9 protein-coding genes are annotated in these 12147 nt (G+C 64.3%); 7 read left to right on the top strand and 2 right to left on the bottom strand.

Annotated features, from left to right (window positions below; all coding sequences use genetic code 11):
* The 6 genes from EN780_RS16500 to EN780_RS16475 all read left to right on the top strand — a co-directional run.
* Nucleotides 1–1423: alpha-glucosidase/alpha-galactosidase (locus tag EN780_RS16500; protein WP_133372629.1), on the top strand; the 1423-nt coding region annotated here is incomplete at its 5' end.
* A gap of 101 nt (nt 1424–1524) precedes the next feature.
* Complete coding sequence (locus EN780_RS16495; RefSeq protein WP_128274726.1) at nt 1525–3609, top strand: ABC transporter substrate-binding protein; 2085 nt, start codon at nt 1525–1527, stop codon at nt 3607–3609.
* Between the two features lie 118 nt (nt 3610–3727).
* A complete protein-coding gene (locus tag EN780_RS16490) occupies nt 3728–4735 on the top strand; it encodes an ABC transporter permease (protein WP_127283556.1) in 1008 nt (335 codons plus the stop codon).
* Nucleotides 4736–5872 (top strand): ABC transporter permease, encoded by a 1137-nt coding sequence (locus EN780_RS16485; RefSeq protein WP_128274725.1) that lies wholly within the window; start codon nt 4736–4738, stop codon nt 5870–5872.
* A 10-nt stretch (nt 5873–5882) separates the two neighbouring features.
* Nucleotides 5883–7550 (top strand): ABC transporter ATP-binding protein, encoded by a 1668-nt coding sequence (locus EN780_RS16480; protein WP_128274724.1) that lies wholly within the window; start codon nt 5883–5885, stop codon nt 7548–7550.
* Nucleotides 7551–7570: 20 nt separating this feature from the next.
* A complete protein-coding gene (locus EN780_RS16475; protein ID WP_128274723.1) occupies nt 7571–8941 on the top strand; it encodes an alpha-glucosidase/alpha-galactosidase in 1371 nt (456 codons plus the stop codon).
* Between the two features lie 24 nt (nt 8942–8965).
* Here the strand turns inward: EN780_RS16475 and purD are convergent, their stop codons facing one another.
* Together purD and EN780_RS16465 are read right to left on the bottom strand one after the other, a co-directional pair.
* Nucleotides 8966–10246, bottom strand: a complete 1281-nt coding sequence (gene purD / locus EN780_RS16470) for a phosphoribosylamine--glycine ligase (RefSeq protein ID WP_128274722.1) — start codon at nt 10244–10246, stop codon at nt 8966–8968.
* 153 nt (nt 10247–10399) lie between these two features.
* Nucleotides 10400–11194 (bottom strand): phytanoyl-CoA dioxygenase family protein, encoded by a 795-nt coding sequence (locus EN780_RS16465; protein ID WP_189521639.1) that lies wholly within the window; start codon nt 11192–11194, stop codon nt 10400–10402.
* A gap of 90 nt (nt 11195–11284) precedes the next feature.
* Here EN780_RS16465 and EN780_RS16460 point away from each other — a divergent pair.
* Nucleotides 11285–12147: LysR family transcriptional regulator (locus EN780_RS16460; protein WP_128274720.1), on the top strand; the 863-nt coding region annotated here is incomplete at its 3' end.

The following is a 12147-nucleotide window of genomic DNA, read 5'->3' as shown; positions in this document are numbered from 1 at the left end:
CACCAAGAAGCTGTTCACCGACATTCTGTGTGTCCCCGAATTCAGCGACATCGAATTCGCGCTGACCGACGTCAGCGAGCACAATCTCGGCATGATCAAGGCTATCCTCGACAGGATCGTGGAAGCGAACAGGTTGCCGACCAAGGTGACGGCAACGACCGACCGGCGCAAGGCGATCGAGGGCGCGCGCTACATTATCAGCTGCGTGCGCGTCGGCGGCCTGGAGGCCTATGCCGACGACATCCGCATTCCGCTTAAATATGGCATCGACCAGTGCGTCGGCGACACGATCTGCGCCGGCGGCATCCTTTACGGCCAGCGCAACATCCCGGTGATCCTCGATTTCTGTAAGGACATAAGCGAGGTGGCCGACACGAACGCCAAATTCCTCAACTATGCCAATCCGATGGCGATGAACACCTGGGCCGCGATCGAGTATGGCAAGGTCGACACGGTCGGGCTCTGCCACGGCGTGCAGCACGGCGCCGAGCAGATTGCCGAGGTGCTGGGAGCGAAATCGTCCGGGGAACTCGACTATGTCTGTTCTGGCATCAACCACCAGACCTGGTTCATCGAATTGCGCCTCAACGGCCGCCCGATCGGCAAGGACGAACTGGTCGCCGCCTTCGAGGCGCACCCCGTCTATTCGAAGCAGGAAAAGCTGCGCATCGACGTGCTGAAGCGCTTCGGCGTCTATTCGACCGAAAGCAACGGGCATCTTTCCGAGTATCTGCCCTGGTACCGCAAGCGCCCCGACGAGATCACGCGCTGGATCGACATGTCCGACTGGATCCACGGCGAGACTGGCGGCTACCTGCGCTACTCGACCGAGACCCGCAACTGGTTCGAAACGGAATATCCGCAATTCCTTGAAGCGGCGTCGAAGCCGATCGACCCGGCCAAGCGCTCCAACGAGCATGCCAGCCACATCCTCGAGGCGCTGGAGACGAACCGCGTCTATCGCGGCCACTTCAACGTCAAGAACAACGGCGTGATCACCAACCTGCCGCAGGACGCCATCATCGAGTCGCCCGGCTTCGTCGATCGGTTCGGCATCAACATGGCCGCCGGCATCACGTTGCCGGAGGCCTGCGCCGCCACCTGCATCTCCTCGATCAACGTCCAGCGCATGTCGGTGCATGCCGCGATATCAGGCGACATCGACCTCTTGAAGCTCGCCGTACTGCATGACCCGCTGGTCGGCGCGGTTTCGACGCCGGAGGAGGTCTGGCAGATGGTGGACGAGATGGTCGTCGCCCAGGCCGCCTGGCTGCCGCAATATGCCCATGCGGTTCCGGCAGCAAAGGAGCGGCTTTCGAAATCCAAGGTCAAGACCCGCGAATGGGCCGGTGCCGCGCGCCGCAGTGTGCGCTCGATCGAGGAATTGCGCGCCGAGAAGGCGGCACTGAAACAGGCCGGCTGAGACAGTCAGGCACCAACGCGGATCCGCCGCAAGGCGGTCCGCCAATTCAGCCGCACTGCATAGAAGGCGGGCAGCAGACGTCCAACACCTGGGAGGAGACTATGAGGAACTTACACAGACTTGGCATAGCGGCGGGACTGGCGCTGAGCGTTTCAATCCCCGCGCTCAATGCTTTCGCTTCCGAACCGACGATCCCACCGGAGCCGGCAACGTTCCCGGCCGAGGGCAAGATCAAGTATGTGGCGCGCGACTCCATCCTGGAGTTCAAGGCGCTGCCGGAATATCACGAGCCTGACTGGGTCACCGAGAAATTCGTCAAGACCGGCAAGCTGCCGCCGCTGAAAGACAGGCTGCCGAAGGAGCCACTGGTCTTCAAGACGGGCAACATGCCTGATGGCATCGGCGTCTACGGCGACACCATGCGCCATGTCATCGGCGGCAGGCCGGAAGGCTGGAACTACGGCGCCGGCCAGACGCAAGGCTGGGGCGGCATCGATATCGGCCTTTCAGAATGCCTGACGCGTACCGCGCCGCTGTTCCAGGTCGAGGCCAAGGACACCGAGCCGCTGCCCAACCTCGCCAAGGGCTGGGAGTGGTCGAAGGACGGCCACAAGCTGACCATGCACCTGGTCGAAGGCGCCAAATGGTCGGACGGCGCGCCCTTCAACGCCGACGACATCATGTTCTACTGGGACGACGAAGTCGTCGATCCGAACGTCTCGCCGCTCAATGGCGCGACGCCGGAAACCTTCGGCGTCGGCACGACGCTGAAGAAAATCGACGATTACACCGTCGAATGGACCTTCAAGGAAGCCTTCCCGAGACAATATCTCTACGCCATGGCCTACGGCACGTTCTGCCCCGGCCCGTCGCACATTCTGAAGCCGCAGCATCCGAAATATTCGAAGAACACCTACGACCAGTTCAAGAACGCCTTCCCGCCGGAATACATGAACATGCCGGTGATGGGCGCCTGGGTGCCGGTCGAGTACCGGCCTGACGACATCATCGTCATGCGCCGCAACCCCTACTATTGGAAGGTCGACGAGAAGGGCAACCAGCTGCCTTACCTCAACGAACTGCAATACAAGCTCTCGACCTGGGCCGACCGCGACGTCCAGGCGGTGGCGGGCTCGGGCGACTTCTCGAACCTGGAACAGCCGGAAAACTTCGTCGCCTCGCTGAAACGCGCGGCGGAAAAGGACGCGCCCGCCAGGCTTGCCTTCGGACCGCGGCTCATCGGCTACAATCTGCGCATGAACTTTTCCGCCAATGGCTGGGGCAATCCCGACGAGCGCGGCCAGGCCATCCGCGAGCTGAACCGCAACGAGGACTTCCGCAAGGCCGTCACCATGGCGTTCGACCGCAAGGCGCTCGGAGACTCGCTGGTCAAGGGGCCGTTCACCGCCATCTACGCCGGCGGTTTCTCATCCGGCACCAGCTTCTACGACCGCAAGTCGACCGTCTATTATCCCTTCGACCTCGAGGGCGCCAAGGCCGAGCTCGCCAAGGCTGGCCTCAAGGACACCGACGGCGATGGCATCGTGAACTTCCCGGCCGGCACCGCCGGCGGCAAGGACGTCGAGATCGTGATGCTGGTCAACAATGACTACACCACCGACAAGAGCCTTGCCGAAGGCGTCGTCGCCCAGATGGAAAAGCTGGGGCTCCGGGTCGTGCTCAACGGCCTCAACGGTACCCAGCGCGACGCCTCGCAATATTCCGGCCGCTTCGACTGGCTGATCAGGCGCAACGACCAGGAACTGACCTCCGTCGTGCAGAACACCGAGCAGCTTGCGCCGGTCGGCCCCAAGACCAGTTGGAACCACCGGGCACCGGAAAGCGGCGAAGTCGACCTGATGCCGTTCGAGAAGGATCTCGTCGACATCGTCAACAAGTTCGTCTCGACGCAGGACAACGACCAGCGCGCCGGCCTGATGAGAGACTTCCAGAAGATCTCGACGGAGCACGTCTACAATGTCGGCCTGACGGAATATCCCGGCGCGCTGATCATCAACAAGCGCTTCTCGAACATTCCGCAAGGCACGCCGATCTTCATGTTCAACTGGGCCGAGGATTCGATCGTCCGCGAACGGGTCTTTGTCGCGGCCGACAAACAAGCCAAGTACGAATTGTTCCCCGACGAGCTTCCCGGCAAACCCGGAGACAAGGGGCCGATGAACTAAGGTTTACCTCCCTGACGAAGAGAACTCCGGCCGCGCCGCTGGCGCGGCCGGACAAAGCAAACCCTCCGGACAGGCCCTGAGCGGGCGCAACCGGCGAGACAAGGAAACGGGCCGTTCGATGTTGCGATTCCTGCTCACGCGCATAGCGTCGGCGATCCCGGTCCTCGCCATCCTGAGCCTGGTCACCTTTGCCATCATCCAGGCGCCGCCGGGTGACTATGCCGACTACATCCGTTCGCAGCTGATCAACCAGGGCGGCGCGTCTTTCGCCCAGGCCGACGCGCAGGCCAAGGCCTATCGGATCGAGCACGGCCTGGATAAGCCGCTGCCCGTCCAGTATCTCAACTGGATCGGCGGCATCGTCACGCGCGGCGATTTCGGCTACAGCCTCTACTACAACAAGCCGGTTGCCGATGTGGTGGGCGAGCGCCTGCCGCGCACGCTGCTTCTGGCACTGGTCTGCCACCTGCTCGCTTCCGTCCTCGGCATCACGTTCGGCATATGGGCGGCGACCCGGCAGTATTCCTGGATCGACTCCACACTTTCGGCCATCTCCTTCCTCGGCATGACGGTGCCGCGCTTCCTGATGGCGCTGATCATCGTCTACCTGCTGGTCTTCCAGTTCAACGTGTCGGAGATCGGCAGCTTCTTCTCGCCGCAATATGGCGGCGCGCCCTGGTCGTGGGCAAAGTTCGTCGACCTCGTCAAGCATGTCTGGCCGGTGGTGGCGATCGCGACCTTCGGCGGGCTCGCCTACAACATGCGCGTCATGCGCGGCAATCTGCTCGACACGCTGAACGCCCAATATGTCGAGACGGCCAAGGCGAAGGGGCTGACCGGCGGCGCCGTGGTCCTGCGTCATGCCGTGCCCAACGCACTGCACCCGCTGGTCATGTACCAGGGCGTGGTGCTGCCCTACATGCTGACCGGCGAGATCGAGACGGCGATCATCTTCGCGCTGCCGACCGTCGGCCCGGCGATCGTCGGCTCCATGGCGGTAGGCGATGTCTATGTCACCGCCACGTTCATGATGGTGCTGTCGGCGACGCTGATCGTCGGCAACATCATCGCCGACATGCTGCTCGTCCTGCTCGATCCCCGCATCCGCCAGTTCGGAGAGAACTAGATGCTGGCGCGCGACACATCTCTGCCACCGCCGCCCGCCGAGGGAGCCGTCGAGAAACCCGCGCGCGGCAATGAGAGCTACATCGCGCTGGTCTGGCGGCGGCTGAAGCGTTCGTGGACCGGGATGGCCGGGCTCTGGCTCGTCGTGCTGCTGCTCCTGATGGCCGTGTTCGCGGAATTCCTGGCGCCGATGGACCCGAAGGCAACCGATATCGCCTTCGCGCCGCCCCAACTGCCAAGCTTCCACGACAAGGACGGCAACTTCGTCGCGCGGCCGAGGGTGTATGCGCTTGCCGATTCGGCCGATCTCGATCCGGTCACCTTCCAGCCAATCGTCGGCCCCGACTACGAACACCCAAGGCTGCTTGGGTTCTTCGTCGAGGGCTCGCCCTATAGGCTGTTCGGGCTCATTCCGGCAGACCGGCATTTCTTCGGCTCGATGGATGGCCAGCCGGTGCATTTCCTCGGCACCGACAAGTTCGGTCGCGACGTGCTGTCGCGGGCCATCCACGGCTCGCGCGTCTCGCTGATGATCGCGCTGACGGTCGTCTTCATCATCACCATGATCGGCACCACGGTCGGCATGGTCTCCGGCTATTTCGGCGGCAGGTTCGACGTGTGGGTGCAACGTTTCGTCGAACTGGTGCTCGCTTTCCCGCAACTGCCGCTCTACCTGGCGCTGACGACGCTGATCCCGGTCACCGCGCCGACCAACGTTTTCCTCGCCTTTGTCATCATCGTCATGTCGGCGCTCGGCTGGGCGCAGATGTCCCGCGAGGTGCGCGGCAAGACCCTGGCGCTGGCGCGGGTCGACTATGTGCGCGCCGCCATGGCGGTCGGCGCCACAGACCGGCGCATCATCATGCAGCACATCCTCCCCAACGTGATGAGCCATGTGATCGTCGCCGTGACGCTGGCGATCCCGACAGTGGTGCTCTTGGAATCCTTCCTCGGCTTCCTGGGCTTCGCGGTGAAGCCGCCGCTGATCTCATGGGGCCTGATGCTGCAGGACACGGCGACCTATTCGGTCATCGGCACCTATCCATGGATCCTGTCGCCGGTCGGCTTCGTGCTGATCACCGTCTTTGCCTTCAACGCGCTGGGCGACGGCCTGCGCGATGCCGTAGACCCCTATTGAGGTGGCCGGGATGACCCTCGCACTCGCCGAGCCCTTCGCGCCAGCCTTCCGCCACGACCATGACGGACGCGCGGACCAACCAATCATCGACGCCCGCAACATCGAGGTGGCCTTCAAGGTCGAACACGGCGTCGTCGAAGCCGTCAAGGACGTCTCGTTCCAGCTCTATCGCGGTGAAACGATCGCCATCGTCGGCGAGTCCGGCTCCGGCAAGTCGGTGACGGCGCGCACCGTCATGGGGCTGCTGTCGCGGCGGGCCACGGTATCGCCGAGGTCGAGCGTTTCTTACGATGGGCAGAACATCCTGAAACTCCCCGAGCACGCCCGGCGCAAGCTGCGCGGCAACCGCATCTCGATGATCTTCCAAGAGCCGATGAGCTCGCTCAACCCGATCTACACGGTCGGCAGCCAGATCGTCGAGGCAATCAGGGTGCATCGCAAGGTAGGCCGCAGGGAGGCCTGGGCGCGAGCGCTCGAACTGTTGCGGCATGTCCAGATTCCTGAGCCGGAGGCGCGGCTGAAGCAGTACCCGCACCAGCTCTCCGGCGGGCAGCGTCAGCGTGTGATGATCGCCATGGCTTTGGCCAACGATCCCGACGTGCTGATCGCAGACGAGCCGACGACGGCGCTCGACGTCACGGTCCAGGCACAAATCCTCAACCTGATCCGCAATCTGCAGAAGGAACTGCGGATGGCGGTGATCCTGATCACCCACGACCTCACGGTGGTGCGCAAGTTCTCCGACTACGTCTATGTGATGCAGCATGGCGAGATGCGCGAGCACAATGTCACCGAACGGCTCTTCGCCGATCCGCAGCACCCCTATACGCAGCGCCTGCTCGCCTCCGAGCCGCGCGGGCGACCGCAACCGCTGCCGGAGGGCTGCGGCACCATTCTCGAAGCGAACGGCGTACGCGTCTGCTTCATGCTGCGCCATGGCAGCTTCCTGAAACCGGACTGGCGCGAACTGGTCGCCGTCGACGACCTCGACCTCAAGCTTTGCCGCCACGAGACGCTGGGGCTGGTTGGCGAATCCGGCTCCGGCAAGACCACCTTCGGCCAGGCCCTGCTCAGATTGCTCGATCCGAAACGCGGCGAGATTCGTTTCGACGGCCAGCCGATCCATGGCCTGTCGCGCAACGAAATGCGGCCGCTGCGCTCACGCATGCAGATCGTCTTCCAGGATCCTTTTTCCTCGCTCAATCCTCGCATGACGATCGGGCAGATCATCGAGGAAGGGCTGGTCGTCAACAGCATCGGCGCGACACGGCCCGAGCGGGTCGAACGGGTTCGCGAGGCGCTGGTCAGCGCCGGCATGCCGGGCGACATCCTTTCGCGGTTCCCGCATGAATTCTCCGGCGGCCAGCGGCAGCGCATCGCGATCGCCCGGCCGATCGCGCTGGAGCCCGAATTCATCCTGCTCGACGAACCGACATCGGCGCTCGACCTCTCCGTCCAGGCGCAGATCATCGACCTGTTGCGAAAGCTGCAGGACGAGCGCGGCCTGAGCTATCTCTTCATCTCGCACGACCTCAAGGTGGTGCGCGCGCTGTGCCACCGTGTCATCGTCATGCAGCACGGCAAGGTCGTCGAGCAGGGACCTGTCGACGAGGTGCTCACCAATCCCAAGACCGCCTACACCGAACGGCTCGTCCGAGCCGCTTTCGATGTGGCGTAGACAAAGTGCCGGAGGTTTCAGTGGCAAGACATCCCAAGATCACGTTCATAGGTGCCGGTTCGACAGTGTTCATGAAGAACATCGTCGGCGACGTGCTGCAGCGCCCGGCGCTGTCCGGCGCGACGATCGCGCTGATGGACATCAATCCGCAGCGGCTGGAAGAGAGCGCCGTCGTGGTCAACAAGCTGATCGCGACGCTCGGCGTCAAGGCGAAGGCCGAGACCTATTCCGACCGGCGCAAGGCGCTTGCCGGGGCTGATTTCGTCGTCGTCGCCTTCCAGATCGGCGGCTACGAACCCTGCACCGTCACCGACTTCGAGGTGCCAAGGAAATACGGCCTGCGCCAGACCATCGCCGACACGCTGGGCGTTGGCGGCATCATGCGGGGCCTGCGGACCGTGCCGCATCTGTGGAAGATCTGCGAGGACATGCTCGCGGTCTGCCCCGAGGCGATCATGCTGCAGTACGTCAACCCGATGGCGATCAACACCTGGGCGATATCGGAAAAATATCCCGCCGTCAGGCAGGTCGGCCTCTGCCACTCGGTGCAGGGCACGGCGATGGAGCTGGCGCACGACCTCGACCTTCCCTACGAGGAGATCCGCTATCGCTCGGCCGGCATCAACCACATGGCCTTCTATCTGAAGTTCGAGCATCGCCAGCCGGACGGTTCCTACCGCGACCTCTATCCCGATCTCGTGCGCGCCTATCGCGAAGGCCGCGCGCCGAAGCCCGGCTGGAACCCGCGCTGCCCCAACAAGGTGCGCTACGAGATGCTGACGCGGCTAGGCTACTTCGTCACCGAAAGCTCGGAGCATTTCGCCGAATACACGCCCTATTTCATCAAGGATGGCCGCCCCGACCTGATCGAGAAGTTCGGCATCCCGCTCGACGAGTATCCGAAGCGCTGCATCGAACAGATCGAGCGCTGGAAGGGGCAGGCCGAAGCCTACCGCTCGGCCGACCGGATCGAGGTCGAGCAGTCGAAGGAGTACGCCTCCTCGATCATGAACTCGGTCTGGACCGGCGAGCCCTCGGTGATCTACGGCAATGTCCGCAACAATGGCTGCATCACCTCGCTGCCCTTCGATTGCGCCGCCGAAGTGCCATGCCTGGTCGACGCCTCCGGCATCCAGCCGACCTATATCGGCGACCTGCCGCCCCAGCTGACTGCACTGATCCGCACCAACATCAACGTGCAGGAGCTGACGGTGCGGGCGCTGATGACGGAAAACCGCGAGCACATCTACCACGCGGCGATGATGGATCCGCACACCGCGGCCGAACTCGACCTCGACCAGATCTGGTCGCTTGTCGACGATCTGCTTGCCGCTCACGGCGACTGGCTGCCGGCCTGGGCGCGGGCGGATCGCAAGACACAGGCCGCCTGATCGCGCTGGCGGCAGGGATTAGGATCAGGCGCCGGCCTTTTCGCGCGCCACGGCCTGCCAGCCGATATCGCGGCGGCAAAAGCCCTGCGGCCAGTCGATGCGATCGAGCGCGGCATAGGCGCGTTGCTGCGCCTCGCCGACGGTGGCGCCGGTCGCCGTGACATTGAGCACGCGGCCGCCATTGGCGACCAGCGCGCCGCCGTTGATGGCGGTGCCGGCATGGAAGATTTCGGCGCCGTCGCTGGCGGCCTCCTCGAGACCGCGAATGACCGAACCCTTTTCCGGGGTGCCGGGATAGCCCCTCGCCGCCATCACCACGGTCAGCGCCGCCTCGTCGCGCCAGCGGATCGAGGTATGCGCGAGCTGACCGTCGACGGCGGCGTTGAGCAGCACCAGGAGATCGTCCTTCAACCGCATCATCAGCACCTGGCATTCGGGATCGCCGAAGCGGGTGTTGTATTCGATCAGCTTCGGCCCCTTATCGGTGATCATCAATCCGGCGAAGAGGATGCCGGCGAACGGCGCGCCGAGTTCGGCCATGCCGCGCATGGTCGGCTCGATGATCTCGCGCATAGTGCGCTCGACCATTTCCGGCGTCATCACCGGCGCCGGCGAATAGGCGCCCATGCCGCCGGTGTTGGGGCCGACGTCGCCGTCGCCGACGCGCTTGTGGTCCTGCGCGGTGCCGAAGGGCAGTGCCGTCGTGCCATCGCACAGGCAGAAGAAGCTTGCCTCCTCGCCGGTCAGAAATTCCTCGACCACCACCTCGGCGCCTGCGGCGCCAAAGGCGCCGTCGAAACAGGCATCGAGCGCGGCGATCGCCTCGTCCAAGGTCATGGCGATGGTGACACCCTTGCCGGCGGCGAGCCCATCGGCCTTGATGACGATCGGCGCGCCGACCTTCTCGACATAGGCCTTCGCCGAGGCGAGGTCGGCGAAGCGGCCGTAGGCGGCGGTCGGAATATCGTATTTGGCGCAGAGGTCCTTGGTGAAGCCTTTCGAGCCTTCGAGCCGCGCCGCCCGCTTCGACGGGCCGAAGACGCGGATGCCCTCGCCGCGCAGATCGTCGGCGACGCCGGCGACCAGCGGGCCTTCAGGTCCGACGACGACGAGGTCGATCGCGTTGTCCTTGCAGAAGGCGGCAACGGCGGCGTGGTCGGCGATGTCGAGCTTGACCAGTTCGGCGTCGCGGCCAATGCCCGGATTGCCGGGGGCGGCATAGAGTCTGGTCAGAAGCGGCGAGGCCGCGATCTTCCAGGCCAGGGCATGTTCGCGGCCGCCGGAGCCAATCACCAAAACGCGCATGCCGATATCCCCAGTCATCCACGACAGGACCTCCCGCTATTGCCCCAGGGCCGGCGGGTCAAGGCGTTTGGCTTGCTCGATGCCGGTTGCGCACGGGAACGTCGCGCGGAGGATGCGACGCTTCACGCCCATGGGCGGCTCACCCCGGCGCGGTCAGCTCTGGAAAACCACCGGGAACCAGTCCTCGCGCAATTTCTGGCCGGGCTGCATGCCGTGGCCGGGATAGGGCGGCGAGGTGCGGCCCGGCCGCTCGACATAGTGAGCGTCGTCGCCGACCCAGCGCAGCGACAGCGCACGCCGCCGGGCCGAGGTCAGGTTGCCGCGCGCGCCATGCGCCGTCCGGAAGTCGAACAGGATGGCGTCGCCCGGCTCCATCTCCCATTCGAGCACTTTCATCGACGGGTCGTTGTCTGGATCGGGCACCGGCAGGTAGTCGCCGTCGTCCGCATAGAAATTGCTGTCGTTCAGCCAGCGCACCGGCAGCACCATCTTTTCCCATTTGTGCGAGCCGGCGATCAACCTGAGCGTCGCTTCCTTCACCGGATCGATCGGGATCCAGAAGCTCACCGTCTGGCTGCCTTCTACGAAATAATAGGGAATGTCCTGATGCCAGGGCGTCGGCTTCTGCGTGCCGGGCTCCTTGACCAGAACATGGTCGTGGAAGAACTGCGCGCTGCGCGACTGCATGACGGCGGCCGCCAGCTCGGCCGCCGGCGATTCCCTGACGATCCTGACGAATTCAGGGATGCGCTCCCAGTTGCAGTAGTCGTCGAAGAAGCTGCCCTTGCCATTGGCGATGTCGGAAGCGGCGGCGCTGCGGTTCTCGATGTTGCGCTCGATGCCATCCGCGATGACATCGACCCAAGCCTTGAAGGCGCCGCGGATGCAGACCGCGCCATCGCGCTGGTAGTCGGCAATTGTCGCGGCGTCGATTTTCGGGCTGGCCATCGTGCTCTCCTGCTGTTCGATTATCGACTATCGCAAGAGCGTCACATCACGTAAAATAATAACTTGTCATCTCGCTTATAGTTTTGACCTATGAAGTTCACGCTCGCCCAATTGCGCTATGTCGTTGCCGTGGCCCGCTATGGCAGCGTGACCATGGCGGCCCAGGCGCTGAATGTGTCGCAGCCTTCGATTTCGGTGGCGATCGACCATGTGGAGGACGCGTTCGGCCAAAAACTGTTCGTGCGCCAGCGGGGAAGCGGCGTCGCGCTGACTTCGTTCGGTCGCAAGGCCGTCGCCAAGGCCAGGCAAGTGCTGGCCGAGGCGGACGAGCTGGCCGCGCTCGGATCGCGCGAAGCCGAAGTCGGCGGCGAGCTGGTGCTCGGCTGCTTCGAGGATCTGGCAGCCTATTTCGCGCCGGCGCTGATGCGCGCCTTCGCCGAGCGCTGCCCGGCCGTCACAGTCGTCATACGAGACGAAACCTTCGAGACGCTGGGGCGGCGGCTTGCCGATTCGGCCGTCGATCTTGGCCTCACCTACGATCTCGGCCTGCCGGCGCATTTCAAGCGCGTCCTGCTGTACGAACTTCGGCCGCATGCGCTGCTGCCGGCCGGCCATGCGCTGGCGGACCAGCGGACCGTCGGCCTGGTCGAGCTCGCGGCGCATCCGCTGATCATGACCGACCAGCCGCACAGCTGGCAGCACATGCTCGACCTCTTTCTCAGCCGTGGCCTGACGCCTGTTGCCCAATCGACGACGAGCTCGTTCGAGCTGCAGCGCAGCATGGTCGCCAATGGCTTCGGCGTCGCCGTCAGCTACACCAGGCCGCATGGCGATTTGAGCTATGACGGCCTGCCGCTGGTCTGCAAGGCGCTCGCCGATCCGCTGCCGATGCAGCGCATCATCCTCGCCCATGACACGCGCCAGCGCCTGTCGAAGGCGGCGCTGGCCTTCAT

The organism is Mesorhizobium sp. M4B.F.Ca.ET.089.01.1.1 (assembly GCF_004022605.1).
Lineage (GTDB): Bacteria > Pseudomonadota > Alphaproteobacteria > Rhizobiales > Rhizobiaceae > Mesorhizobium > Mesorhizobium abyssinicae.
This window is presented reverse-complemented; position numbering and strand designations above follow the sequence as displayed.